The 24994-nt window shown below is 59.1% G+C and carries 22 protein-coding genes; 16 read left to right on the top strand and 6 right to left on the bottom strand.

Annotated elements, in window-relative coordinates:
• The first annotated feature begins 10 nt into the window (after positions 1–10).
• Genes H8F22_RS02910 through H8F22_RS02900 form a run of 3 tightly spaced genes read left to right on the top strand, consistent with a single transcriptional unit; the run spans position 11 to position 3020 of the window.
• Positions 11–1048, top strand: a complete 1038-nt coding sequence (locus tag H8F22_RS02910; RefSeq protein WP_020300820.1) for an amidohydrolase family protein — start codon at positions 11–13, stop codon at positions 1046–1048.
• Positions 1045–2232, top strand: a complete 1188-nt coding sequence (locus tag H8F22_RS02905; RefSeq protein WP_082643858.1) for a phosphotransferase — start codon at positions 1045–1047, stop codon at positions 2230–2232. Before H8F22_RS02910 ends, H8F22_RS02905 begins: the two co-directional genes overlap by 4 nt.
• Before the next feature lie 2 nt (positions 2233–2234).
• Positions 2235–3020 carry a tyrosine-protein phosphatase gene (locus H8F22_RS02900; RefSeq protein ID WP_020300818.1) on the top strand — a complete coding sequence of 262 codons (786 nt, stop codon included), beginning with the start codon at positions 2235–2237 and terminating at the stop codon, positions 3018–3020.
• Here H8F22_RS02900 and H8F22_RS02895 read toward each other — a convergent pair.
• Both H8F22_RS02895 and H8F22_RS02890 read right to left on the bottom strand, forming a co-directional pair.
• Positions 3017–3901, bottom strand: a complete 885-nt coding sequence (locus tag H8F22_RS02895) for a DMT family transporter (protein WP_020300817.1) — start codon at positions 3899–3901, stop codon at positions 3017–3019. The two genes, H8F22_RS02900 and H8F22_RS02895, sit on opposite strands and share 4 nt — an antisense overlap.
• A 64-nt stretch (positions 3902–3965) precedes the next feature.
• A complete protein-coding gene (locus tag H8F22_RS02890; RefSeq protein ID WP_020300816.1) occupies positions 3966–4811 on the bottom strand; it encodes an SDR family oxidoreductase in 846 nt (281 codons plus the stop codon).
• A 419-nt stretch (positions 4812–5230) separates the two neighbouring features.
• On the opposite strand from H8F22_RS02890, the gene H8F22_RS02885 reads away from it, so the two are divergent.
• The 8 genes from H8F22_RS02885 (at position 5231) to H8F22_RS02850 (ending at position 16470) form a co-directional block, all read left to right on the top strand.
• Positions 5231–6892, top strand: coding sequence for a DUF1302 domain-containing protein (locus H8F22_RS02885; RefSeq protein WP_126588874.1), 1662 nt, complete (start codon positions 5231–5233; stop codon positions 6890–6892).
• Positions 6893–6922: 30 nt separating this feature from the next.
• On the top strand, positions 6923–8290 hold the full coding sequence (locus tag H8F22_RS02880; RefSeq protein WP_020300814.1) for a DUF1329 domain-containing protein: 1368 nt from the start codon (positions 6923–6925) through the stop codon (positions 8288–8290).
• A 95-nt stretch (positions 8291–8385) separates the two neighbouring features.
• A complete protein-coding gene (locus H8F22_RS02875) occupies positions 8386–9516 on the top strand; it encodes a WD40/YVTN/BNR-like repeat-containing protein (protein ID WP_020300813.1) in 1131 nt (376 codons plus the stop codon).
• A 35-nt stretch (positions 9517–9551) separates the two neighbouring features.
• Entirely contained in the window at positions 9552–12083 is a 2532-nt protein-coding gene (locus H8F22_RS02870) for an efflux RND transporter permease subunit (RefSeq protein ID WP_020300812.1), read from the top strand.
• Positions 12084–12129: 46 nt separating this feature from the next.
• Positions 12130–13101 carry a VOC family protein gene (locus tag H8F22_RS02865; protein WP_020300811.1) on the top strand — a complete coding sequence of 324 codons (972 nt, stop codon included), beginning with the start codon at positions 12130–12132 and terminating at the stop codon, positions 13099–13101.
• Positions 13098–13916, top strand: a complete 819-nt coding sequence (locus H8F22_RS02860) for an enoyl-CoA hydratase/isomerase family protein (RefSeq protein WP_057005042.1) — start codon at positions 13098–13100, stop codon at positions 13914–13916. Before H8F22_RS02865 ends, H8F22_RS02860 begins: the two co-directional genes overlap by 4 nt.
• Positions 13917–13946: 30 nt before the next feature.
• A complete protein-coding gene (locus H8F22_RS02855) occupies positions 13947–14768 on the top strand; it encodes an SDR family NAD(P)-dependent oxidoreductase (protein WP_032904481.1) in 822 nt (273 codons plus the stop codon).
• A 97-nt stretch (positions 14769–14865) separates the two neighbouring features.
• Complete coding sequence (locus tag H8F22_RS02850) at positions 14866–16470, top strand: phytoene desaturase family protein (RefSeq protein ID WP_020300808.1); 1605 nt, start codon at positions 14866–14868, stop codon at positions 16468–16470.
• A gap of 99 nt (positions 16471–16569) precedes the next feature.
• Here the strand turns inward: H8F22_RS02850 and H8F22_RS02845 are convergent, their stop codons facing one another.
• The gene (locus tag H8F22_RS02845; protein ID WP_020300807.1) at positions 16570–17235 is read right to left on the bottom strand and encodes a TetR/AcrR family transcriptional regulator; all 666 of its coding nucleotides are present in this window, start codon (positions 17233–17235) and stop codon (positions 16570–16572) included.
• A 182-nt stretch (positions 17236–17417) separates the two neighbouring features.
• Here H8F22_RS02845 and H8F22_RS02840 point away from each other — a divergent pair, with 182 nt between their 5' ends.
• From H8F22_RS02840 to H8F22_RS02820, 5 genes are all read left to right on the top strand, one after another.
• The gene (locus tag H8F22_RS02840) at positions 17418–18695 is read left to right on the top strand and encodes a cytochrome P450 (protein WP_020300806.1); all 1278 of its coding nucleotides are present in this window, start codon (positions 17418–17420) and stop codon (positions 18693–18695) included.
• Positions 18696–18746: 51 nt separating this feature from the next.
• A complete protein-coding gene (locus H8F22_RS02835; RefSeq protein WP_020300805.1) occupies positions 18747–19778 on the top strand; it encodes a hypothetical protein in 1032 nt (343 codons plus the stop codon).
• A gap of 166 nt (positions 19779–19944) precedes the next feature.
• The gene (locus tag H8F22_RS02830; RefSeq protein ID WP_020300804.1) at positions 19945–20733 is read left to right on the top strand and encodes an SDR family NAD(P)-dependent oxidoreductase; all 789 of its coding nucleotides are present in this window, start codon (positions 19945–19947) and stop codon (positions 20731–20733) included.
• A 32-nt stretch (positions 20734–20765) separates the two neighbouring features.
• Positions 20766–22067 carry an MFS transporter gene (locus H8F22_RS02825; RefSeq protein WP_057005043.1) on the top strand — a complete coding sequence of 434 codons (1302 nt, stop codon included), beginning with the start codon at positions 20766–20768 and terminating at the stop codon, positions 22065–22067.
• A 23-nt stretch (positions 22068–22090) separates the two neighbouring features.
• Positions 22091–22441 carry a nuclear transport factor 2 family protein gene (locus H8F22_RS02820; RefSeq protein ID WP_020300802.1) on the top strand — a complete coding sequence of 117 codons (351 nt, stop codon included), beginning with the start codon at positions 22091–22093 and terminating at the stop codon, positions 22439–22441.
• Positions 22442–22484: 43 nt separating this feature from the next.
• Here the strand turns inward: H8F22_RS02820 and H8F22_RS02815 are convergent, their stop codons facing one another.
• The 3 genes from H8F22_RS02815 to H8F22_RS02805 form a co-directional block, all read right to left on the bottom strand.
• Positions 22485–23318 carry an oxidoreductase gene (locus H8F22_RS02815; protein ID WP_020300801.1) on the bottom strand — a complete coding sequence of 278 codons (834 nt, stop codon included), beginning with the start codon at positions 23316–23318 and terminating at the stop codon, positions 22485–22487.
• An 85-nt stretch (positions 23319–23403) separates the two neighbouring features.
• The gene (locus tag H8F22_RS02810) at positions 23404–24639 is read right to left on the bottom strand and encodes an NAD(P)/FAD-dependent oxidoreductase (protein ID WP_020300800.1); all 1236 of its coding nucleotides are present in this window, start codon (positions 24637–24639) and stop codon (positions 23404–23406) included.
• A gap of 20 nt (positions 24640–24659) precedes the next feature.
• The gene (locus H8F22_RS02805) at positions 24660–24980 is read right to left on the bottom strand and encodes a 2Fe-2S iron-sulfur cluster-binding protein (protein ID WP_020300799.1); all 321 of its coding nucleotides are present in this window, start codon (positions 24978–24980) and stop codon (positions 24660–24662) included.
• Positions 24981–24994 lie beyond the last annotated feature (14 nt).

Genomic DNA, 24994 nt, shown 5'->3' with positions numbered 1-24994 from the left:
GGAGAACGCCATGCTGATTGATGTCCACGCCCACTTGCTGACTGAGGGCATGCTGAACCGTCACGAGTTCTGGGGGCCATTCATGAAAGTGCAGGGGCTGACCGTGGGGCATTTTTCCCTCGGCACCAAGCAACCGGTCAAAGCCGCGACGGATGCCGAAGCGCAGGCCAATATCCTCGCGCGCATGAGCCACGCCAGCCGTCGCCAGCTGATGGCCGAGCGGGGTGTCGACAAACTGGTGATGTCCACGCCGTCTCATTGCTTTATGTATTGGGCGGGAGATTTCGCTAACGAATACGCGCGCATCTGCAATGACGAGTTGTCGGCATTTTGTCGGGCTGATCCCGACCACTTCGATTTCTGGTGCCACGCCAACCTCGCGGATCCGCTGAATGCGGCCAAGGAAATTGAACGCGCAGTGACTCAGTTGGGCGCCAAGGGTGTGTGCGTCGGCGGGGCCAACTTCAATGGCCTGGAGGCTCACGACGAACGCCTGTTCCCCGTCTGGGAAAAACTCACCCAGCTGGATGTACCGATCATGGTGCATGGCTTCAATCAGTCGATTTACTGGGGCGAAAAACACACGGACGACAAGTTTGAAACCACCTCCATCGTCGGTGACTGCGTCGATGAAACACTGTTCTTCTGGTACCTGATCTGCGGTGGCGCGCTGGATGTTTTCCCGACCTTGAAAACCTACATCACCCATGCCGGTGGCATGGCGGTTTTCCAGTTGGGGCGCCTGAGCGAACTGAACCGGGCCATGGCACCGGACTCGCGCAATCAGCGTCCGTTGATGGATTACCTGCAGAACTTTTACTTCGACCTTGACGTTCATGCGCCGGGCTTGCGTCGTGGCGTTGCCGAGGTGGTGGGGGCGGAGCGCCTGTTGTACGGCACTAACTTTGGCGGGGCCTACGACCATGGCGATCTGACCGAAGGCATCGGCTTGTCCGCTGAAGACCGCGAGCGGATTCGCAGCGGTAACGCGATCGAACTGCTCAAGCTGAAGGTGCCGGCCAACGCTGGTCGGGTGCTGACGCCGTGACGGATAGCTCGCTGGGGCGGCCCTACCCGCAGCGCAGCGGACGGTTGCCACGGCACCTGAGCGAAATTACCGCAGCCTGGCTAACTCAGCTATTGCAGCCGCGTTATCCGGGCGTCGAGGTGCTGGCGTTAACGGCAGTGGAAGTTCGAAACGGTCACACCACCAAATTCCGCGTCAGGCTTGAGTTGAATGAGGTCGGTCAGCACGCGGGTATTCCTGCGCACGTGTGCCTGAAGTCGAATTGGTCCGAGGGTTTCGAGAGCGGCGATATCTGTGAGCTGGAAGCGCGCTTTTATCATTTGGCGCACGGCTGGTCCGATGCGCCACTGCCAGACACCTATCTCACCGACTGGGACGCCGATGGCGGCGGTCGAGGCGTGGTGATGATGGAAGACCTTGGTCTGGCCGCCGGGAAATTTGGCCATAGCACCGATCACCTGGGCGTGGATGGCGTCGCTCGGGGGCTGGAGTCACTGGCGACGTTGCATGCTGCCACCTGGAACAGTCCGCAGCTACGGGGCCAGGGCTGGCTGCCGGTGTCGATGGCCAACCCGGTGGACTGCGACGGCCTGCTGCGTATGTACAACTACATCAAGGTCAATCTGCGCAAACCGGAGTACCAACGCCTGTTGCCGAAATGGATGTATGAGACACCGGAGTTGTTCAGCCATGCGTTTGATGAATTGGCAGCTTTCGAGCGCGAACAGTCGTCACCCAGCTGCCTGATCCATGGTGATTCGCATCAGGGCAACAGTTTTTTACGCAGCGACGGCCAACGTATCTGGCTGGATTGGCAACTGTCGAGGCGTGGCCGGCCATGGCGCGATATCGCCTATTTTATGCTGGGGGCCTTAACCGTCGAGGAACGGCGCGCCGATGCGCAACGCCTGCTGCGGGTGTACCGCGAAAAACTGATCAGCCTCGGTGCCGAAGGCGTGCTTGACCAGGACGCTGCCTGGGAACAGTTTCGCCGTTGGCCGGTTTGGGGGATGCAGACCTGGATGTCGAATATGGATGACTGGGGGCAGGACGGTTTGCCGATGGTGGAACGTTTCTTCGCCGCTGCAGAAGATTTTGATACCGTGCGTTTGCTCACACATGGGCGTAAGCCTCGCCGTACGCCGACACTGGGGCAGGGCGCGCGTCCGTTAACGCAGGCCTATCAACATCTACTGGAGGATTGAGAATGGTCGGGCAGGAAGAGTTGCGCTTGCAGGGTGCGGATAACTTTCGCAGCCTCAAAGGTATTCCCACCGGTTGTGGTCGTCGTATCGGCGACCATTACCTGTTACGGGCAGAACAGCTGGATCGACTGACCGCTGAAGACTGGCAGACCTTGCGGCGGATCGGCCTGACAACCGTCTGCGATTTACGCAGCGCCGCAGAGCGTGAGCGTTACCCGAGCGGCGTACCCGATTCGGCTATCGCGCAACTCCACCTGGAGGTGCTTGGTGATGTTCGTGCCGACCCACGGATTGCCGCCATGCTCGCTGATAATCCAGAGACTCAGGGCGCGCGAAACATGATGTTGGAGGTCTACCGGCAACTTCCGCACCTGTTGGCGCCGTTGTTGCCAGCGCTGTTCGAGCTGTTCTCTACCCGCAATGCATCGGTGCTCATTCATTGCACGGCGGGCAAGGACCGCACCGGGGTCGCGGTGATGTTGCTGCTGCACGCACTGGGCGTCGCACCGGAGCACATCATGGCCGACTATGTGCTCTCGGCACGTCGCTTCAGTCAGCTGGAGGTGGCGCGTCAGCAGGCCATGAGCACCACGGTGAGCCACCTGGTCGGCCAAGCGGTCAGCGAGGCGGCCATTGATGCAGTGCTGGATGCCCGTCCCGAGTACTTGAATGCTGCGTATGCAGTGATCGACGCCGAGTACGGTGGACTGGATCTTTACCTGCAGCGCTTCAGTGGTTTGAGCCAGAAAGGCTTGCAGACATTGCGCGATACCTTGCTGGTCGCCTAGGTCACGACTTCGGTCACTACCCGCGCGGGTTTCCATTGCGCCAATCCAATTCCCAGTAAAATCAATCCGCCTCCGACCGCGTGGTACAGGTGCAATGTTTCCCCCAGCAACACAATCGCCAACACCGCGGTAAATAACGGGACCAGGTTCATCAGCACGGCGGTTTTTTCTGGCCCCAGGGTTTGCAAACCACGCATCCACAAGCCGGGCGCCAGCGCTGAGGCAAACAGACCCGCGAACAACACCAGCGGGACATTTGCGGTTGTCAGGGCTATCGAAGGGGCCAGCACAAAGGGCGGCACCAACAGCAGGGTGCCGCAGATTATTTGCACGTAAAGGCTTTCCCAGGTCGGCAGGGGAATCTGCCAGCGCTTGACCAGCACGCAGTACAACGCGTACGACAGCGAGGCCAGCAACATCATCAATTCCCCTTGGCCAACCCCGTGTGCCCAGAGCGAGGGCAGGTCGCCTGCGGCCAGCAACCACGTCAGCCCGGCAAACGACACCAGAGCACCGACCAATAACGTCGCGGTCGGTTGGGTATTGAGCAGGGGAAAGGCGAGCAGCACGGTGAGCAGGGGCATGGTCGCCAGGATCAGGCCCATGGAAGTGGCGCTGACAGTGTGCGCGGCGAAATAGGCCAGCGACTGGTACAGCGACATGCCGAGCAAGCCCAGCAGCCACAACTTGGGCAGGTGCGGCCGAATCTGCTGCCGCAACCGCCAGACCTTGGGCAACATCACCGGTGACAACACCAGCAACGCGACCAGCCAGCGGTAAAAGGAAATGGCTGCGGGGTCAATCACCCCAACCGAAAGGCGATTGACCACGGTACTGGCGGCCCAGATCAGCGTGGCAAGAACAGGGAACAGCAAGTTCATCACGGGGGCGCCAACGTTGAGGGTGCGCACTACGCACCGGAGAGTTTGTCGATATGTTTTGGTGTTATTCGCTGGCAGCGTTACGTGCCGCAATCGTCGCGGCAAAATCGCGTTTGAGGGTTGGAAAGTAGGCAATCTGCCCACCCATGCCGCCGGCAATGTCAATCGAGGCGGCGCTGATGAAGCTGGCATATTCACTGGCCAGGAACAGCGCCATACCGGCAACGTCTTCAGGTTTGCCATAACGCCCGAGCGGTACCACCTTCATCACCATGGCGTCGAACTCCTCGCGACTGACGCCAGGTCCCATTTCCTTGTAGTGACGATCCCATTGACCGGTATCGATCCAACCCATGTTCAGGCTGTTGACCAGGATATTGTCTTTGGGCAGTGACATGCCCAATGAGCGGGAGAGGGCGATGCACGATGCGCGATTGATTACTGAGGGAATTCCGTCGGGCGTCGGAATCACCCCGGCCAAGGCGTTGATTTCGATGATCCGTCCCCAGCGCTGTTCACGCATGAACGGCACCACCGCCTGCACGAATCGGAAATGCCCCATCTGCAGAATGTTGGCATGTTCGAGGATGACTTCCGGAGTGAGGGTGTCGAGGTTGCCGCCACGGCCTTGACCGGCGTTGTTCACCAACACATCGACCCCGCCCCACGCGTGTGCAACTTCAGCAACAAACGCCTTGACCCCCTCACTGTCCGTCACGTCGACAGCCCGGGCAATCACCGCCTGGGCGTGTTCCGCAAGTTGCGCGCCGACTTCCCGGACGTCTGACGCACTACGGGCGCATATCGCTACCCGCGCCCCTTCAGCTGCGAATGCCCGGGCGATGGCCAGACCAATGCCCCGCGAAGCGCCCGTGATGATCACGCGTTTGGCACTCAAATCAATATTCATGGTGGCTCCTCTTGTTTTTCTTCTGGCGGTTCACTGCCGTTTTACCCGCGCAACGCCAGGCGTTCTGTGGGATGGCAGGGGCTATTGAAAGCCCAAAGCACAAAAGCGTCAAAGTTTATTTGAACGTTTATCTGTTTTGTGTGCAGTATTTACCGGCGAAACGCCTTTGCTGGAACGATTCTTCACCTTGACGGGTGTGAAATTCTATATGGAGAATGCAAATCTTTATGTGGAATTTTATTTTGTGATCCGTTACGGTGACTTTCAACTGAGGAGGAAAGTGGGTCTGGATGCGTGCCAGACCTCTTCAGCGGACTGTCCAGGCGAGACATTCAACGATATTGTGGGGTAGCGCATATCGCTGGAGCGACCGTTTGAACGCACATAGCGACTGAAAATAACAATAAAAGGTAGTGTGTATGAATCATAAGACCAAGCAGAGTCGGCTGGTACTGGCTCAAGGTGCGCTTACGCTGATGATGGTTGGCGGCTCTCAAGGCGTCATGGCGCTCTCTTTCGATCTGCCGAACCCTGATTATCGCCTGCGTTGGGACAACACGGTCCGCTACAACCTGGGCATGCGGACTGACAGTCAGGACAGTCGCATCATGAACACGCCGAACTTCGACGAGTCCGACGGCAAGTTCGATAAAGGCGACATTGTTACAAATCGTCTCGATGTGTTGAGCGAACTCGACTTTTCCTACCTCAACGAGTGGGGTGGACGCCTCAGTGGTGCCGGCTGGTTTGACCAGGCCTATAACGATCACGATGTGAAAAGTAACGTTCCCGGCTACGCCACCAGCTATCACAACAATCGTTACAGCGACGAAGTGAAGCGCTACATGAACGGCCCGTCGGGAGAGATTCTCGATGCCTTTGTCTGGCGCAACTTCAACATCGGCGACACACCGGTCAACGTGAAAGTCGGTCGTCACACCAACTATTGGGGTGAAAGCCTGTTGTTCGGCGCTCACGCCGTGTCCTACTCCCAGGCCCCCAGCGATGGCGTGAAAGCCTCGACCAGCCCGGGTATCGAAACCAAGGAAGTGTTTCTGCCGGTGGGGCAGATCTCGGCCAAGGCCCAGGTCACTGATCACCTTTCGGTTGCCGGTCAATACTTCTACGAATGGGAGCCCACGCGCATTCCTTATGGGGGTACCTATTTCGGCGCGGCCGACCCTTTGTTCGAAGGTCCGGACCAACTGCCGGTAGCGCCTAACGGAGCGACGTTGCAGCGTCAGGATTCGCGCTTCGGTCGCGATGGCAAAAACTGGGGCGTGATGGCCAAACTCAACGTTGAAGAAGTCGAATCGACGTTCGGCGCCTACTATCGCCAGTTCGACGACTACCAGCCTTGGCTGGCCCCACAGGTCAAGGCAGCGCTGGGTTCGTACCGGGTTGTTTACCCGCGTGGCGTGAAGCTGGCAGGCGTCAGTTTTGCTCGGGTTTTCAACACGGTTGCGGTCGGCTCTGAACTGTCCTACCGCATGAACGGTGCCTTGAATGCCACTGGCGTCAGCGCGCTGGACGACGAAGGCCCGCGCGGCGACACCATTCACTTTATTGCCAACGCCGTTTACGGCGTGCCGCGTAACTTCATTTCGAACAACGCGACCCTAGTGGGTGAGTTCGCCTACAGCCACCTGGATCGCGTGACTGAACACGAAGAGCTCTATAAAGGTGTCGGAAAAGCCGCTTGTACCAATGCCAGAACGCCAGGTATCGCCGGGTCCGGCAGCGAGTCGGATGGCTGCTCCTCGAAAGATTATTATGCGGTCGCGGTCAACTACACTCCGCAATACATCTCGATCTTCCCCTCCTGGGACATGGATGTACCTCTCACCGTCAACTACGGCCTGCATGGCAACGCACCAACAGCCGGTGGCGGCAGCGAAGGCGCGCTGGCTTACTCCGTCGGCGTCAAACTCACTTATGCCCAGCTGTATGAGTTCGGCCTGCGTTATGCCGACACAGCGGCCCAACCGAAGAACCTGGCCAATGGCACCGTCGCCGGTAACGGCAACGTAGGCGGTGAAGACCGCGGCTGGCTGGCTTTTACCTTCAAGACCTCCTTCTGATAAATCAAACAAGAATCGGAGAACGTGTTCATGAAACGTCCACTTGCATTAACTGCCGTCCTGATGAGTTTTGCGACCTGTAGCCTCACAGCCGCCGCTGCTGGCGACGCCTCGGACCTGGGTAAGAGCCTGACGCAGTTCGGAGCGATTCAGGCCGGTAACGCCGATGGCACGATCCCCGCTTACGAGGGCGGCCTTACCACCGCTCCGGCGGGTTTCAAGCCCGACAGCGGGTTTTGGGTTGATCCGTTCAAAGATGAAAAGCCACTGTTTCGCATTGACGCCAAAAACGTCGACAAGTATGCGGACAAGCTCAGTGAGGGGCAGAAAACCCTGATCAAGAAATACCCGACTTACTACATCGACATTTACCCAAGCCATCGCACGACTGCCTATCCCAAAGCGGTACTCGATGCCACCGTGCGAAACGCCAGCAGCTGCGCGATCCAGAAAGATGGCCTGGCCGTTGATCCATCTTGCCGTGGCGGCCTGCCGTTCCCGATTCCGAAGACCGGCAATGAAGTGATGTGGAACCAGCAGGTGCGCTACAAAATCGGCACCGGCTACTCGACCACGACTTCGTCCAACAGCTGGGTAGTCGACGCCAACGGCTCGATCACCAAGACCGCTGAACAGGCGACATTCGAAGAAACCCCGTACTACCAGGTGACTCAGGCGGATCGCGATCCACTGATGTACGCACGAGTGTTCTCGCGCAACGACTATCCGGCGCGGCGCTCCGGTGAAGTGGTGGTGCTCACTGACTTCCTCGATCCATTGGCGAAGGCCCGTCGTTCGTTCAGTTATTCCCCAGGCCAGCGCCGGGTAAAACTCGCACCGGAATTTGCCTTTGATACACCCGTTGCCAGCCAGGGTGGCGTGACGCTGTTCGACGAACTGCAAATGTTTTCCGGGAGCCAGGACCGCTTTGACTACAAGCTGGTCGGTCGCAAGGAAATGTACATCCCGTACAACGCCTACAAATTCTACTTCGGCGTCGGCAAGCAGGAAGACCAGTTCATGCCGCACCACGCCAACCCGGCGAACGAGCGTTGGGAGCTGCATCGGGTGTGGGTCGTGGAAGCCACGTTGAAGCCGGGTATGCGCCACGTCTACAGCAAACGCACCTACTACCTGGATGAAGATACTTTCGGCGTCGGCCTGTATGACGCCTGGGACAAGAGCGGCGCGTTGTATCGCTCGATCTTCCTCAGCGGCGTCCAGCTCTACGACAAAAACATTCCCTATAACGTGAAAAACGTCGTGTATGACTTCAACAAAGGCATGTACGCGTTGCTCAACGATGGTTTGAAGGGCGGCTACAAGTTCATCGACAAACCACTCTCCGAGCGTGACATGAATCCTGAAGCCATTGTGGCTCGGGTCACCCAGCGCTGATGTGATTTCGCCTGTCCTGCCTGCCGGTTTGCGCATCAAGCCGGGCAGGCAGAACAGGTGTGTTTGCCACGCGGGATGGTTAAGGAATAAAAATAATGACTAGCCCTTGCCCTGCTTCTTTTCTTCTCTGCACTTCGCGTCTGCTCCTGGCAGTCGCGTTTGCGGTCGGCGCGAGCTCATTGCTGACGACGCCTGCCTACAGCGCCGTCGCGTTGTCGGCCGATTCGCTCGACGTGCCGGCGCAGCGGATCGATGAACACCTGCCCGCACCCTTGCTGTCGGTCGCCACAGCGGGCGACGCGATGATTGGCGTCGGCCTGCACGGGTTGATCCAGCGCTCCATCGATGAGGGCCGCACCTGGCAACAGGTCGATAGCCCGGTGTCCAGCGATCTTGTGCAAGTGCGGTTTCGCGACGAGCGTCATGGCTGGATCGTCGGTCACGATGCGGTGGTCATGCACACCACCGATGGCGGTCAAAGCTGGCAAGTGCAGCTCGACGGGCGCCGCTTGTTGACCTTGCTCAACGCTTACTACGGCCCACGGGCCGAACAAGGTGATGAAGCCGCAGCCCAGATGCTTAAGGAAGTGGCTATGGCCGCCAGTACCTCGGCGACGCCGGACGTGTTGGCCGCACCCTTTCTCGATGTGATGTTCGATGAGCACGGCAACGGATTTGCCGTGGGTGCCTTCGGCATGTTGTTGCACAGCACGGATGACGGCCAGAACTGGCAGCCGTGGACCGAGCGCAGTGATAACGATCGGCGCATGCACCTGTATGGACTGGCGGAACAAGCGGGCACTTTTTACATCGGCGGGGAGCAGGGTTTGCTGCTGCGTCTGGATGGTCCGCAACAACGTTTCGTGAAAATCGATACGCCCTACACCGGCACTTACTTCGGCGTCCGCGCCTTCGACGGTCTGCTGCTGGCGTACGGGCTGCGCGGCAACCTGTTTGCCAGCCGTGATGACGGCCAGCAATGGCAGCCTGTGGCAACCAATCTCAATAGCAGCCTGGTCAGCATTGTCGAGCAGGGTGATGCCTTGATCGTCGTGAGCCAGGGTGGGCAACTGGTCAGCGTTGACCGGCAGAGTTTGCAGGTCACCCCGCTGGCAGATGCGCGGGTAGGCGAGGTGTATGCAGCCAGTGCCACCAAACAGGCTGGGAGCCTGCTTGTCACGCGCTTCAGCGGCGCCAAGGTCATCGATATCGCCCAGGCCAACTAAAGCCCCCGGCACGATTCCCCTACGAGAAAGAAAAAATGGTCGAGCAAAAATTCAACAGCGGGATGCCAGTGATTGCCAACCTGGAGGACTTTGACAAAAACTCCGGTGGCTGGTTTGAACGGGTCATATTCCGTCATCGCATGGTGGTCGTCGTTGCCTGCTTGCTCGCCACTGTGGTGCTGGGCTTCTTCGCTACACGGCTGCAAGTCAATGCCAGCTTCGAAAAAATGATTCCCAGCTCCAGCCCTTACATCAAGAATTACCTGGCGTATAAAAACCAGTTGCCAGGCCTGGGCAACAGCATTCGCGTCGTGGTGGAAAACAAATCCGGTGATATCTACGACGCCGACTATCTGCTGGCGCTGCAAAAGGTCAACGACACCCTGTACCTGATTCCAGGCATCGACCGCTCCTGGATGAAATCGCTGTGGATGCCCATCGTTCGCTGGAAAGAAGTGACGGAGGAGGGCATTGATGGCGGTGCGGTCATGCCATCGGATTACGACGGCAGTGACAAATCGATCACGGCCTTGCGCCGCAACATTATGCGTTCCGGGATCATTGGCAACCTGGTGGCGAACGACGGCCGGTCGAGCATGATTGTCGCGCCGCTGCTCGATACCAATCCGCAGACCGGACAACCCCTGGATTACGGTGATTTTTCCAAGCAACTGGAAGCGCAGATTCGCTCGCTGGAAAGTGACAAAGTGGGCATCCACATTGTGGGTTTCAGCAAGCTGGTGGGCGACCTGATCGACGGCCTGTATTCGGTCATGCTGTTCTTTGGCGCATCGGTACTGATCGCCGGGTTGTTCGTCTATTTCTATACACGCTGCCTGCGCAGTACCTTGCTGCTGGTGAGCGTGGCAGTGGCGGGGGTGGTGTGGTTGCTGGGTTTGATGCAACTCCTCGGCTACGAACTGGACCCTTACTCCATCCTGGTGCCGTTCCTGATTTTTGCCATCGGGATCTCCCACGGCACGCAAAAAATGAACGGCATTCTTCAGGACATTGGCCGTGGCACCCATAAATACATTGCTGCGCGCTATACCTTCCGCCGCTTGTTTCTCACTGGCTTGACTGCGCTCCTGACCAATATCGTTGGTTTTGCCGTGCTGGTGATCATTGATATTCCGGTGATTCGCGACCTGGCACTGACCACCAGCATTGGTGTCGCCGTGCTGATTTTCACCAAGTTGCTGCTGATTCCGGTGGCGTTGTCGTACCTGGGCGTCAGTAAGAAAGCCGCGCGTATCGCCATCGCCAAAGATCAGGCCGGCGCAGAAAACCGCGGTTTTCTCGGGCGTCTGTGGAGCGGCCTGGATCGCTTCACCGAACGGCCGATGGCCACGGCGGTGATTGCCGTATCGCTGGTGGTGACGCTGATTGGCAGCGTGGTGATGATGCACCTCAAGGTCGGTGATCTGGATCCCGGTGCACCGGAGTTGCGTGCGGATTCGCGCTATAACCGCGATAACGCCTACATCACCAGCCACTACGGACTTTCCAGTGACCAGTTCGTGGTCATCATGAAGACCAACGAAGACAGCTGCCGTCTGTACCAGTCGCTGCAAAGCATGGACAAACTGGCCTGGCGCCTGCGCCAGACGCCTGGTGTACAAACCACCCAGTCGCTGGCCGAAACCGTGCGCATGATCAGCTCCGGCATGGCTGAAGGCAGCCCGAAATGGTTGAGCATCAGCCGCGACCAGGCGATCACCAACTCGGCGGTGGATGCCGCGATGATTTCTGCACCGGGCATCACCAACCAGCAGTGCTCGGTCACTCCATTGATCGCCTACCTGGCTGATCACAAAGCCGACACACTGAGCCGGGTGTTGAAAGTTTCTGAAGAGTTCGCCAAGGAAAACAACACACCCGCTGGCGCCGAGCAGCCTGTGGAATTCCTCCTGGCTGCGGGTAATGCCGGGATCGAGGCCGCCACTAACATTGAGGTAGAGAAGGGCATCATCACCATGTACCTGGCCGTGTATGGCGCTACGGCCTTGCTCTGCCTGCTGACCTTCCGCAGTTGGCGCGCAACCCTGGTGGCGCTGATTCCTTTGCTGATGACTACGATCATCTGCAAGGCGCTGATGGTCTGGTTGGGGATCGGCCTGAAAGTAGCCACCTTGCCGGTAATCGCCGTGGGTGTCGGTGTCGGCGTGGACTACGCGCTGTATCTGCTCAGTGTGCAACTGGCGGTGCAGGAACGCGGTGGAAGCCTGGCGGTTGCGTATCGCCGCTCGCTGGATTTCACCGGTCGGGTCGTGGCGCTCGTTGGCCTGACCATGGCCGCCGGGGTGATTACCTGGGCCTGGTCGCCGATCAAGTTCCAGGCGGACATGGGCATTCTGCTGACCTTCATGTTCCTGTGGAACATGCTCGGTGCGCTGGTGCTGATCCCGGCCCTCTCGCATTACCTGCTCAACCCGAAAGGCAACTCCAAGGCCGGCGTGACCCTCGATCTGGAGGACGCGCGCGCCCAACAGGAACCGCGCAAACCCGCGGCCAGCGCACCTGCACCCCAATTGACCGAGCTCGCCTTACCCCGGCGTGTCCGCTGACTAATAGCCGGGCACAGACCTGGCTGGCAACTGCAAGGAGAGAACAATGTTCGAGTTATTGATGAGTGCCGACATGATGGTTCCGGACCCGGACGGCATGACGGAAATGTTGGTCGACAAGCTCGGCATCTACAAACACGAACGCTGGCGCCAGGCGTTCGATAATCACCCGTATATTGCGCATTTCCTGCGGGTACACAAATCCCTCGCGGTGTCGCCTACGCGCATCGAACCGCAGTGGCACCTGGATCGGCCGAACCCCGGTGATCCGTTGTTCCATGACTTTCTGGAAAGCCTGAAGGATTTCCAGGGGCATCATCGGCCGATGATCACGCACTCCATCGTGCTGGCCCTGCACGGGGACAAGTTCGACGCGCTGGTAGACAAACTGATGCGTCGTCGCTTGCCTTTCCGCATGGCGCAGCGCACCCCGGAAATGCCCTTCGACCGCTTATGGCTGGGTGCCACTCCCGAGCAACCGTATTACCAGCCCACGGTGGATGGCGGTTTGTGCATTGAGATCATGCCGACCGAGCCTTTGCAGATGCCGCCGGAAACGTATCAGTTGCCACCGATGCAGCCGCGTGATCTCAAGCCCGGCGACATGGTCCGCGTCACCGCCCGTGGCTTCCTGGTACGCGACCTCGATGAAACCCTGCGTAAGGTCTCGACCAACCTCGATTGGGAACCGAGCGGGCCGGTCGAGAGCATCGGCAGCGAAGGTTACCGCCGTGCGCGTATGGGTTTCACCGTGCCGAACAGTGCCACCCTCGATGTCCTCGAGGCGACCTACTGGAACACCGACGCCGGCCACTACGTCAATAACTGGGGGCCGGGTCCGTACTACATCCGCATCGGTGTCAACGATCTGGCTGCCAAGGCCGAGGATCTGCGGTCACGCGGCACGCGGTTCCAGTGGATCGAATCCTCCGAGGCCGTCGGCGGCCGTGCGTTGATCAAGATCGACCCACAAGAACTCAATGGCCAGGTCTTCGAGTTCGAGGAGTGCCCTGTATGAGCACAGCGCAAGAACCGCAGTCTCCCGTTTTGATCAACGATGCGGTGCGCCTTGAGCGTGATGCCATGGTGGGTTGGGTGGTACTGACCCGGCCCCGGCAGATCAACGCCATCAACGACGATATTCGTCAGGGCGTGCCGCAAGCACTGGCGCTGTTGCAGCAAGACCCGGACATTCGCGTGATCGTGATTCGCGGGGAAGGTGAGCGAGGCTTTTGTGCGGGTGCTGATATCAAGGAGCGTCGTGGCCCGGAATCGAGCCTGCAAGTGCGGCAGCGCATGGAACAGGTGCGCTGGATCGAAGCGCTGGATGGCATCAGCAAACCGGTGATCGCTGCCATTCATGGTTATTGCATGGGCGGTGGGTTGGAACTGGTGCTGGCGTGTGACATCCGCTTCGCCGCGCCCGATGCCGTGTTCGCCCTGCCGGAAACCGGCCTGGGGCTGATTCCCGGCGGCGGCGGTACGCAACGACTGTCCCGAGTGGTGGCGCCGGGTCAGGCATTGGACATGTTGCTCACCGGTGACCGGGTGGGCGCCGAACAAGCGCAGCGCATTGGTCTGGTCAGCCGCCTGGCCAGCGACAACGCCAGCCTGCTGGACGAAGTACGGGCCTTTGCTCAGCGCATCGCCGTCAAACCACCCACCGCGTCGGCGTTTGTCAAACAGGCAGCACGGGCGGCGCTGGACATGGACCTCAAACGTGGCCTGGACCTGGAGCTTGATCTGTTCGCCTTGCTGGCCCCGACCAAGGATGCCCGCGAGGCGGCCCAGGCGTTCAGTGAACGGCGCGAACCGCGATTTACCGGCGAGTAAAGCGCCACTCAAAACAATAAGGAACAGAGCATGAGCACAGGAAAACTGGCAGGACGAGTGGCCATTATTACCGGCTCCGGTGGCGGCCTGGGCGCTGAGTGCGCACGGGTGCTGGCGTCGCATGGTGCAAGTATTGCGGTGGTCGATATCAATTTCGAGGGGGCCACAGCTGTGGCCCAGTCACTCCTCGCCGAGGGGCATCAAGCCTTGGCGATCGCCACCGACGTCTCCTCGGAAGACGCCGTGCGCGCGATGGTTGCTCAGGTTAAACAGCATTTCGGCCGTATCGACATTCTGCACAACAACGCGGCGATCCTGAACGCCGAGCAACGTCAGCTAGACCGCGATTTCGTCAACCTCGACATGCAGGCCTGGGACCGCGCCATCGCCGTAAACCTGCGTGGCGCGGTGCTGTGCACCAAGCATGTGATTCCGGTCATGCTGGAGAACGGCAAGGGCTCGATTATCTTCGCCACCTCGGGTCTGGGCATGCAGGGCGATATGTCCCTGACCGGCTACGCCACCTCCAAGGCGGGGCTGATGATGCTGCCGCGCATGGTCGCCTCGCAATACGGCAAACAAGGCATTCGCGGCAACGCCGTGCAGATCGGCCTGGCGCCTTCGGAACACGCCATGCCTGAACCCTTGCTCGACATCCTGCGCGACAACCACTGCACTGCCGAGCTGGGCACGCCTCGGCAGATTGCCGATGTGGTGGCGTTCCTGGCCAGTGACGAATCCTCATTTGTCACGGGCACCACGCTGGTCGCTGATGGTGGTTTCAGCAGCCACACCCCCTCCCTGGTGGCGATGCGCGCGCTGTTTGCGCAGATGGGCCGCACCGGCATGTAACCCTTGCCCGGCGCATCCCGTGCGGTGCGCCGCGGCTGATCTTTGCCGCCATAGCCGCCGCGCGCCGCTGTGGTTGAACTCGACTTGGAATTAATTGATGAACCAGAACCAAAATGCGAGCACTACGGATTTTGATGTGATCATCGTCGGCGGTGGCACCAATGGCCTTTCGGCTGGCTGCTACCTGGGCCTGGAAGGCAAGAAGGTGCTGGTTCTGGAGGCATTGGACAAGGTCGGCGGGATGGCCTCCTCGGGTTACCTGATACCCGAAGCGCCGCAGCATCTGGTTCATCCCTGTGCCCTGGACATGATGTCGATGCGCGTGCATTCCCATGTGCCAGCGGAGCTGGGACTTGATCGACACGGTTTCAAATCGATAGAGCTTGCGCCGGGGTATGTGTACTTGCATCCGGATGGCCAATCTCTGATCTTCTGGCGCGATCGCGAGAAAACCGCCGCCGAGATCCGCCGGTTCAGCAGCAAGGATGCCGAGGCGTTTCTGCAGTTCATGAAAGTCATCGACATGTTCCTCGATATCGCGCTGCCGATGATGCGTGTCGACCCGGCCAAAACAAACCTCGGCGTGAAGCTGAAAATGCTTGGCACCGCCATCAAACACAAAGCGCTGAAACCCGAGCTGATGGCGCTGATGACAGGCTCCGCGTTGCAGGCGGCACGTGAGCGCTTCGAGCATCCGGTGACCATTTCCGCGATGTGTGCACTCACTGGGCTGGCAGGGGATATCAGCGCCGATGGCGGTGGCATCTATTACGCCTTGCTCGGTTTCCTTCATCGTTTTGGCGTGGGCCGGGTATTGGGTGGCATGCAGCAGTTGAGCAATGCCATGCAGACTCGACTGGAAGAGCTGGGCGGGCAAGTGCTGGTGTCGGCCAGCGTCAGTGAAATCGTTGCCAGGGACGGTCTGATCAAAGGCGTGAAACTGGCTGATGGTCGTCAGTTCACCGCACGTGCGGTCATTGCCGGCTGCCACCCCAAGCCGGCGTTGGACATGGTTACCCGTGGTGAAATCCCTCAACACCTGCTGACCCGTATCGCCATGGCACCTGCTAACGGCAGAGGGTCGGGACCATTGAAGGTGGATGTTGCCCTGCGTGGGCAGATTTCTTTGCCGCGTTTTGCTGCCATTCGCGGCGATGGCGTGGATTTGCGTAAAACCGTCATGCTGATCGGCACCGAAGAAGCCGTGCTGGAAAACTTCGCCGCCTGCGCCCGTGGTGAAGTACCGAAGTTGCCCTATATCACCGTGGCCGCACCCAGTGCGGCCGACCCTTCACAAGCGCCAACCGGGCAGGATGTGTTGTACATCTATCCGCCGGTGATGCCGGTGAATCCCAATGAAGGTTGGGACGCGCTGCGTGAGCGGGTGGCCGACCAGGTGCAGGAACAGCTGTATGACTACATCGATGGGATCGAGGGGCAGGTGATTGGCCGACATATCGAGGCTGCTCCGGATTTTACTGCGCGCTTGAACACGGTGAATGGCTGCGTGGTGCATATCGACACCACCTCGATGCGCTCGAGCACCATGCGCCCGGCGTACGGTTTGGGAGGCGATACCTTGCCGGTGGCGGGACTGTATTTAGGGAGTGCCGGCATTCATCCGGGCGGTGGGGTAAACGGCATGGCCGGGCGGTTGGCGGCCAAGCGGGTGAGCAAGTATTTGCGTAAAAAGGCTGACTGAAGCGGGTCGCTGATTCCAAGCCCCTAAGCAACCCCCCCCTGTGGGAACAAGCCTGCTTCCACAGGGAAAGCTCATTGGGCGAGAGTGTGTGAACGGTGCTTAAACGCCGTCGACGTTTTTTTCTGCGCCCAGCGAAATACTCGCCAGCACAAAATCCGCCGAGTACTGACGCCAGGTGGCCATGCCTTGCTCCGAGTCCGTATCCAGCCCGGCAAGTGCCGACATCGAATAGCGGTTGGTGAACCAGCCAGTAGTCACCAGCGAAGCGCTGGCCAACAACAGGCGCGGGTTGATGTCTGCGCGAAAATCACCACTGGCCGCACCCCGCAACAAAATCGCGTCGAGCTTGGCGATCAGCTTCGGTGCCATTTCCAGAAAATGGTTGCGAGGTGTTTCGTGGGTGTCATGGTAGCGAATGCCTTCCAGCGCCAGGCTGCCGAGGAAGGGGTCCAGACGGTACTGGTCAAAAAAATGGTTGAGCACGGCGCGCATCGCCACTGGCGGTGAAAGCTCTTCGACATTGAGGTTGACCAGCTCGGACATGATGTTGTCCGAAGACTCATCCAGTACCGCTACAAACAGGCCTTCCTTGGAGTTGTAGTAGTGGTAGACCAGCTGTTTGGTAACGCCGGCTTCCCGGGCAATTTCTTCCACGCGCGCACCGGCCAGGCCTTTTCTGGCGAACTCCACGCGCGCTGCCGCGAGCAGGCGATTCATCGTATTGCGTTTGCCCTGTTCGCCACCTTCTCCTGCCTTTACCGCCACCTCGTCCTCCTCATGCCAGTTTTGGCCAGGTTATTCACACCTTGAAGCATTTCCCCGGGGGCCTTCGTTTGACCCCAAGTCAAACGAAGCGGACTACCGGCGCAGACACAACCACATACCATGGGTCGGCAGCCGGACAATCTTGGTGTGCAAGAAGAATAAAAACAAGACAGGAGCTCCTGATGAGCAACGAAAGCGCAGCACTGGACCTGGCAACCGCATACTCCGCTGTGTCGGAAATGTATCGGGGCACCGACCTGGATATTCACGCGGTGTGCCGCGAGCAACGGCTGAAATCGCCCATCTATGAAGGCGACTTCATCACCCAGTTTGGCGTGCCGACGAATGCCGGCACCCAGCAGGGCACTCGCCCGACCTTCGCCTTGTTCAAATACCAGGATGTAATGACTGTCCTGCGCGATGGTGCGACCTATACCAGCGGTTTTATTGCCGAAGGTCTTGGCGCGTTTTTCGATGGTTTGATCATTCTTGCCATGGACGGTGACGAGCACCGTAAGGTGCGCGCCTTGCTGCAACCGGCCTTTATGCCGGAGACCGTGAACAAGTGGCGCCCGCAGATCGATCAAGTGATTCGCGAGGAGTACATCCAGCCGATGTTGCCGGCAAAGAAGGCCGACTTGATGAAGTTCGGCCTCGAGCTGCCGATTCGCGTCATGTACGCTTTGATGGGCTTCCCCTCGGATGAGCCCTCCAAGTACAAGCAATACGCCGCGTGGGCCTTGGCCATTGTCGGCGGCAACCAGATTGACCCGAGCAAAATGGTTGAAGCGCGACGTCAGGCCGGCATCGCTGTCAAAGGTCTGTACGACGCGCTTGCCGAGGTGGTGGTGCAACGTCGTGCCGAGGGCAGCCAGGGCGATGATGTGGTCGGGCGTTTGCTGCGCGCGGAGTACGAAGGGCGCACGCTGGATGACCACGAGGTGATCACCTTCACTCGCTCGCTTTTGCCAGCCGCGGGCGAAACCACCACGCGCATGTTTGGCTCGGTAATGACTTTGCTCTTGACCACGCCCGGCTTGCTGGAACGCGTCAAGGCCGACCGCTCATTGATCGGCAAGCTGATGGACGAAACCACGCGCTTTGAACCCGTGGCCACTTTCAAGGTGCGCGAAACCGCCCGGGAAGTGGAATTTCACGGCGTGAAAATCCCCAAGGGTTCGTTCGTCCAGTGCATGGTGGTGTCCGCCAACCGCGACGAAGATGCGTTTGAAAACCCTGAGGTATTCGACATTGATCGCAAGCCAAAACCCTCCTTTGGTTTTGGCTTCGGCCCGCACATGTGTATCGGTCAGTTCGTCGCCAAAGTGGAAATCAGCTGCGCTGTCAACGCCATCCTCGACCTCTTTCCCAACTTGCGACTCGACCCGAGCCAACCCGTCCCGCAGATCGGCGGAGCGCAATTGCGAGGCGTGTCCACGCTCCCGGTGATCTGGGACTGAATCACGCTGTAATCCCGTTTCCCTGCCTCAACAAAAACAACAGAGGGCATCATGAGAACGTTTAAAACCATTCCAGAACGCGGTGATTTCGGCTTTCAACAACTGGTTGGGCCGCACAAGGTCACCGGCGCTTCGATGTCAGCCGAACGCGGCTTCTTCGGCCTGCACCTGAGCAAAAGTTCGCCGTTCGGTTCTGTGCGCGATGAGCAAGGCAACATTTACTCATTCGTACGGTCGCTGATGGCGCCCAATGGCACCCCCAACCCAACCAAGTTCTTCTACCTGAACAATCACGTCGATAACGTCAACCTGCGCATGGACCACGAAAAAATGGCCCGCCAGGCGCTGACACCACTGCCGGTACACAGCCTGGAAGGCGATGTCGCACGTTGGGCCAGCCACCCGGGCGAACCCGGCAACTCTTGGGAGATCACCGCCAGCAGCGAACGCCTGACCTGGAAGGAAGAAGGCCTGTTTCACCTCGAAGGCCGACTGCTTGGCCCAGGTTTGCAGTGGTACCTGCCAGGCGTGGAATGGGGCACCTTTTATGTTTCGCAGTTGTGGGATATCGCCGGTGTCTGCGAGGGGCGTCCGGTGAAAGGCGCCATGGCGCTGGACCAGTTCTACATGGCCGAAGGCGGCGCCATTCACTTCAAGAAAGACTTGGTGGTGAACAACAACAAGCATGTGATCTGGTGGTCCTTCGTCACCGTTTATAAAGATGGCACCTGGGATACCGGCTCTTTCATGGTCGGTCACGACCACTTGGGCTACGCCATTTTCAACAATGAAAAAGGCGAGGTTCGGGTCACCACCGATATCGAAGGAAACACCGAACACAAGGACGGAAGCTACTTCCTCAAATCCGCGAAAATCGTGCTGGAAGGCAAGGAAGAGTGGGAGTTTTTGCCTGATGAGAAGGGCGAGATGATCGACTTCGTCGGTGGCTTCCCGATCACTGCGCAGCAGGAAGGCCGTTGGCGTCGGGTTGGCGATACCCGTGAGCCTTCACACTGGCTGGGCTGGGGTGAATCGGACCGGCGTAATGGCTCGGCCCGCAATGTGCCAGGCAAAGACCTGTAAACAGTTGACCGAAACCTTTACCCCTGTAGGAGCTGCCGAAGGCTGCGATCTTTTGACTTTGACTTTTGAAGGCGAGATCAAAAGATCGCAGCCTTCGGCAGCTCCTACAGGGGAGCGTACGCGTTGTATCAGTAGCCTCCACCAATAACAACAATGAGGAATCACGATGAAATTCCGCGACAAAGTCGTGCTGGTCACCGGTGCAGGTCGAGGCATGGGTCGCGCCATTGCCCTGGCCTATGCCCGAGAAGGCGCCAAGGTGGTGGTGTCGGCACGCACCGCTCGATACGGTGAAGAAACGATCGCACAGATCAAGGCCCTGGGCGCGCAAGCCTGCCTGGTCGGTGGCGACATCGCCGACCGCGAGGCGATCAAGTCAATGGTGCAAGATGGTGTAGAGCACTTTGGTGGCCTGGACATCGTGGTGCATTGCGCTGCCGATACCAGTCACGGGCTGATCGCCGAAATGGCCGATGATACGTTTGATCACATCGTTCGCAGCAATATTCAATCGTTGTTCTGGTTGGCCAAGGACTGCGCACCTTATCTGTCGAAAGCAGCCGACAAAGGCCGGCTGATTTTCATCTCGTCCGGCGAAGCCAACCGCAAATACACCCCTCGCCTGATTGCCTATGGTTCCAGCAAAGCCTTCATGAATGCCTTCGCCCGCGGCCTGGCGGTGGAATTCGGTGCCATGAATATTCTGGTCAACGTCGTCGAGCCCGGACTGATCGGCACTGATCACATGCTCGAAACCCTGGGCAATGAACTGCCGCATAAACTCGCTGCACATTTCCCGGTAGGGCGTCTGGGCGAGTCCGCCGACATTGCCAACGCCGTGCTGTTTCTGACCTCCAACGAGGCTTCCTATATCACTGGCACTTCGCTGCTGGTGGATGGCGGCGCCACCATGATCGCGCTGCCCAAGGTCGAAGAAATCCTCAAGGGCCATTAATCAACCCGCACGTCCGCGATGGGAGTCAGGTCATGACATCGGATACACGCAGTAGCAACACCACGGCCCACGCCGGCAATGATTTTTCCGAGTTCAAGCGCGGCTGGCGCGTGGTTGTCCTGGGCCTGTTTGGCATCTGCACCAGTATTACCGCTGCGTTGCTGTACGCCTTCGGCACCCTGGTGATTCCGCTGGAACAGGCGTTCGGCTGGAGCCGGGGCGACTTGCAGGCCTCCATCACCTTTCTGTTCGCCGGTGTGGCGATTTCCACGCAACTGGTCGGCTGGCTGTACCGTCGGTTCGGGCTGCGCCGGGTAGCGATTGTTTCGATCGTGCTGCAGATCGTCGGTTACTTTGCGATCACGCGGATTGAGGGTTCGATCGGCTGGTTGTACCTGGCGTTTTTCAGCATGCCGATCATTTGTGCCGGAACCATTGCGATCACCTGGACGCAACTGGTCAACCTCTGGTTCGAGCGTAACCGTGGTTTGGCGCTGGCCGTGATTCTGTGTGGCACCGGGCTGATGGCGATGATTCTGCCACCGCTGTTGTCGCGGCTGATTGCCGCCTACGGTTGGCAAGCCGGGTTTATTGCGCTGGGGGCGATGCCTTTGTTGTTTACGTTGCCCTTGTCATTGATGTGGCTGCGCATGCCGGCGCTGCTCGCCAGTCCTGACGCGACAACGCAGAAGGAACTTCCGGAGCTGTCCGGCATGTCCTTCAAACAAGCAGTGCGCTCAGGGATGTACTGGGGCTTTAACGTTGCATTGATATTGTCGGTGTCGTTGACCGTCGGCATGGTCACCAACATGGTGCCGATGCTGCAAAGCAAGGGCCTGAGTGCGCAGCAAGCCAGTCAGATCTTCAGTACCTTTGGTATTTCCATCATCGGCGGGCGCTTGTTGGTGGGTTATCTGCTGGACCGCTATTCACCTTCAGTAGTGGCCGCCGTGAGCCTGGCGCTACCCGCATTGGGCTGCGCGATCTTTCTCTTTGGCGGGGCGCAAAACACACCGTTGCTGGTGCTGGCGACCCTGTGCATCGGCGCCAGTGCCGGAGCTGAGTTCGATCTGGCGGCATTCCTGATGGCGCGCTATTTCGGCTTGAAAGACTACGCGCGGATATTTGGTCTGCACCTGTGCCTGATCACCATTGTCTCCGGTCTGGTACCCATGCTGTTCGGCCATCTCTATGACCTGTACGGCAGCTATTCCGCTGTGCTGGTGTGCTGTTTCTGCTGCGCCATTGTCGGCCCGACCATTCTGCTGTGGTTGAGAATGGAGCCAAAATTCCTCGCCCGTCAGCAAAACCTCCAGCTACGACCACATGCCTGAACCCACTTGAGGATGAACGTGAAATGAGCATGGACAAACACACCATCGAGCACTTTCTGCACGGGCAGATCGACTGCTGGAACCGGGGCGACAAAGACGGCTTTTTCGCTCACTACCGCAGCGTCTCGGCCAACGGCTTGAGTATCGAATACGTCGGCAAGCCCCAGGCCGATGCCTGGCAGGTACTGGAAGGCATGTGGGCGCAGCAGCAACCGAAGATTCGCGTTGAAGTGCGCCAGTGCATCGTCAATGGCAATGAAGCGGCGTGCCATCACCTGAACGCCTTTCGCGAGCAGGAAGGCGGTATCGAGACGATCGAGTTGTATCGGTTTGAAGAAGGAAAGTTGTCCGTACGTTACTTCATCAACCAGTAATCGTTGCGCACAGCCTTGTCAGAAAGGCTGTGCGCGTCGTCGCCTAGACGCCATCGGTGGAATGGGACAGCTGCTGCCATTGCTCGATTTCCGCGAGCATCCTGTTGAGCTTGTCGCTGACCTGCTGATAAGCGTCTGAACCCGCCAGGTAACGCAACGGTGGATGTTCGCTGTTGGCCAGGAGCACCAGCGCATCGCCCAGTTTAGCCGGGTTGCCGGTTTGCTGATGGTTGTAGGCGGCCGAAGCGCCTTTGACCTTGGCGGTGAATGCAGCGTAATCCTCCAACCCGCGTGTACCGAAGACCGCGGAGCTGGGGTCGAGAAAGTCGGTACGGAAAACCCCGGGCTCCACCAGCGTGACCTTGATCCCGAACTGCGCCACTTCCTGGGCCAGGGATTCGGAAAAACCTTCCACAGCAAATTTAGACGCGCAGTACAGCGCCGCACCACCCATCCCGACCATGCCACCCATTGAAGACACGTTGAACACCCGGCCACTGCGTTGCTGACGCATGACAGGCAGCACGGCGCGGCAGACGTTGAACACACCGAACACATTGGTCGCGAACTGCTGGTCGGCGTCGCTGGCGAAATTGTCTTCAAACGGCGCCAGTTGTCCATAACCGGCGTTGTTGACCAGCACATCGATTCGGCCAAAACGCGCCACGGCAGTTTCTACGGCAGCCAGTGCCTGGGCTTCGTCGGTCACATCCAGGGCCACTGCCAGCACGCGTTCGCCGTACTCGGCAAAGACAATTTCCAGCGGTTCGATACGCCGGGCGCTGACCACCACGCTGTCACCATCAGCCAATGCGGCTTTGGCAATGGCAGCACCCAAGCCTCGGGCCGCACCGGTAATAAACCAGACTTTGTTCATTGCATCGCTCCAGTCGTTGTGCAAAAAAATGCCGCGTCAGCTTTAAGGCGGGCGCGGCAGCGGGTGTGAAAGATCAGTACGACGTTCAGTCGCGGTTGGCCGCTTCCCAAGCTTTCAGATCGAACCCGTCAGTGGCGGCCTCAACTGCCGTCAGCTTGGGCGCGCGAGCAAGAATCTTGCGCGCCGCCATGTGATCGCCCATGCGATTGCAGGACTCCACGGCCACCAGACGGTCATTGCGGAAACACAGCACAGACGCTTGATGTTCTTCGACTGAACCGAGCACGACGGTACTGTCATAGCCATGCGAGAGTCCGGCGATCTGCAGTTTCAAGTTGCCTTGATCGGTCCAGAACCAGGGCAGGGCGCTATAAGGTGCCGGTTTACCCATCAAGCGTGCAGCCACTGTGCGGGCCTGGTCGATGGCGTTCTGCACCGACTCGAGGCGGGTGTGTAACTCATTGTTTTGCAGGCACGGGAAGCTGGCGACATCGCCTACCGCGGAAATTTGCGGGTCAGAGGTCAGCAGGCTGGCGTCCACCTTGATGCCGTTCTCGATGTCCAGACCGGCTTCAGTCGCCAGCTGCGCATTGGGAATCACACCGATACCAAACACCACCAGGTCAGCAGGGAGTGCACGTCCGTCACCGGTTTGTACCGCGCACACCTTGCCGTTATCGCCGTCGATGCGGCTTAAACCCTGGCGGAAGTCAAAATGGACGCCCCACGCTTCATGGGCCTGGCGAAACAATTCCGACATTTCCCGCGACACGGCACGAGCCATGGGACGCTCGCCCAGCTCCAGTACGTGCACATTAGCCCCTAGGGCAGCGGCCACCGCCGCAAACTCGAGGCCGATAAACCCGGCTCCAATCACCACCACGTTGCGCGCTTCTTTCGCCAGCGGCGCCAGGGCGTCGGCATCGGCTTTGGTTTTGATACCGAACACTTGCGGCAACTCTGCGCCGGGAACCGGCAGGGGGCGGTTGTGGGCTCCGGTCGCCAGTACCAGATGGTCGTAACTGACAGCAGCACCCGAGGCTAACACCACGCGTCGGTTCAGGCGGTCGATCGCGGTCGCCTGGTCATGCAGCAGTTCAATGCGCTGGGTGGTGTAGAAATCAGCAGGACGAAACAGCAGATTGGTCGCCTGGATCTTGCCGAGCAGATAGGCTTTGGACAATGGCGGGCGCTGGTAGGGCAGGCCTGGCTCATCGCCGATCAGGGTGATGCGCCCGTCAAAGCCTTCCTGGCGCAGGGAGGCAGCGACCTGAAATCCGGCCTGGCCAGCACCGACGATAACGACTGAGGCGAGGGTCATGGGAACTCCTTCACGCGCATTCAGAATTGCGACGACGGCAGGTGCAAAACCATGCCGTCCATGTCTTCGCTGATGATCATTTGACAGCTCAAGCGGCTGCTGTCGCGACGTTCGAAAGCGTACTCGAGCATGTCGTTCTCCATGCCTTCCGCCGCTTGCACCTTGCCCAGCCAGGCCTCGTCGACATAGGTGTGACAGGTGGCGCAACTGCAGGCACCACCGCAGTCGGCAGAAATACCCGGCACCGAGGCGAAGGTCGCGGCTTGCATCACCGACTGGCCGATGTCGCCTTTGACTTGATGGGCGGTGCCGTTGTGTTCAATAAATGTCAATGTGGGCATGTTCTGCTCCGATT

The organism is Pseudomonas mucoides, assembly GCF_015461845.1.
GTDB lineage: Bacteria > Pseudomonadota > Gammaproteobacteria > Pseudomonadales > Pseudomonadaceae > Aquipseudomonas > Aquipseudomonas mucoides.
Note: the sequence above shows the minus strand (reverse complement) of the source record. Positions and strands in the feature narration are given on the sequence as shown.

What these genes read in the sequence shown, in the direction of transcription:
- H8F22_RS02835 (WP_020300805.1), top strand. Translation starts at nt 18,747, where the DNA reads ATGAGAACGTTTAAAACCATTCCAGAACGCGGTGATTTCGGCTTTCAA.
- H8F22_RS02880 (WP_020300814.1), top strand. Translation starts at nt 6,923, where the DNA reads ATGAAACGTCCACTTGCATTAACTGCCGTCCTGATGAGTTTTGCGACC.
- H8F22_RS02810 (WP_020300800.1), bottom strand. Translation starts at nt 24,639, where the DNA reads ATGACCCTCGCCTCAGTCGTTATCGTCGGTGCTGGCCAGGCCGGATTT.
- H8F22_RS02890 (WP_020300816.1), bottom strand. Translation starts at nt 4,811, where the DNA reads ATGAATATTGATTTGAGTGCCAAACGCGTGATCATCACGGGCGCTTCG.
- H8F22_RS02900 (WP_020300818.1), top strand. Translation starts at nt 2,235, where the DNA reads ATGGTCGGGCAGGAAGAGTTGCGCTTGCAGGGTGCGGATAACTTTCGC.
- H8F22_RS02805 (WP_020300799.1), bottom strand. Translation starts at nt 24,980, where the DNA reads ATGCCCACATTGACATTTATTGAACACAACGGCACCGCCCATCAAGTC.
- H8F22_RS02820 (WP_020300802.1), top strand. Translation starts at nt 22,091, where the DNA reads ATGAGCATGGACAAACACACCATCGAGCACTTTCTGCACGGGCAGATC.
- H8F22_RS02895 (WP_020300817.1), bottom strand. Translation starts at nt 3,901, where the DNA reads ATGAACTTGCTGTTCCCTGTTCTTGCCACGCTGATCTGGGCCGCCAGT.
- H8F22_RS02850 (WP_020300808.1), top strand. Translation starts at nt 14,866, where the DNA reads ATGAACCAGAACCAAAATGCGAGCACTACGGATTTTGATGTGATCATC.
- H8F22_RS02910 (WP_020300820.1), top strand. Translation starts at nt 11, where the DNA reads ATGCTGATTGATGTCCACGCCCACTTGCTGACTGAGGGCATGCTGAAC.
- H8F22_RS02875 (WP_020300813.1), top strand. Translation starts at nt 8,386, where the DNA reads ATGACTAGCCCTTGCCCTGCTTCTTTTCTTCTCTGCACTTCGCGTCTG.
- H8F22_RS02870 (WP_020300812.1), top strand. Translation starts at nt 9,552, where the DNA reads ATGGTCGAGCAAAAATTCAACAGCGGGATGCCAGTGATTGCCAACCTG.
- H8F22_RS02865 (WP_020300811.1), top strand. Translation starts at nt 12,130, where the DNA reads ATGTTCGAGTTATTGATGAGTGCCGACATGATGGTTCCGGACCCGGAC.
- H8F22_RS02855 (WP_032904481.1), top strand. Translation starts at nt 13,947, where the DNA reads ATGAGCACAGGAAAACTGGCAGGACGAGTGGCCATTATTACCGGCTCC.
- H8F22_RS02860 (WP_057005042.1), top strand. Translation starts at nt 13,098, where the DNA reads ATGAGCACAGCGCAAGAACCGCAGTCTCCCGTTTTGATCAACGATGCG.
- H8F22_RS02830 (WP_020300804.1), top strand. Translation starts at nt 19,945, where the DNA reads ATGAAATTCCGCGACAAAGTCGTGCTGGTCACCGGTGCAGGTCGAGGC.
- H8F22_RS02815 (WP_020300801.1), bottom strand. Translation starts at nt 23,318, where the DNA reads ATGAACAAAGTCTGGTTTATTACCGGTGCGGCCCGAGGCTTGGGTGCT.
- H8F22_RS02885 (WP_126588874.1), top strand. Translation starts at nt 5,231, where the DNA reads ATGAATCATAAGACCAAGCAGAGTCGGCTGGTACTGGCTCAAGGTGCG.
- H8F22_RS02840 (WP_020300806.1), top strand. Translation starts at nt 17,418, where the DNA reads ATGAGCAACGAAAGCGCAGCACTGGACCTGGCAACCGCATACTCCGCT.
- H8F22_RS02825 (WP_057005043.1), top strand. Translation starts at nt 20,766, where the DNA reads ATGACATCGGATACACGCAGTAGCAACACCACGGCCCACGCCGGCAAT.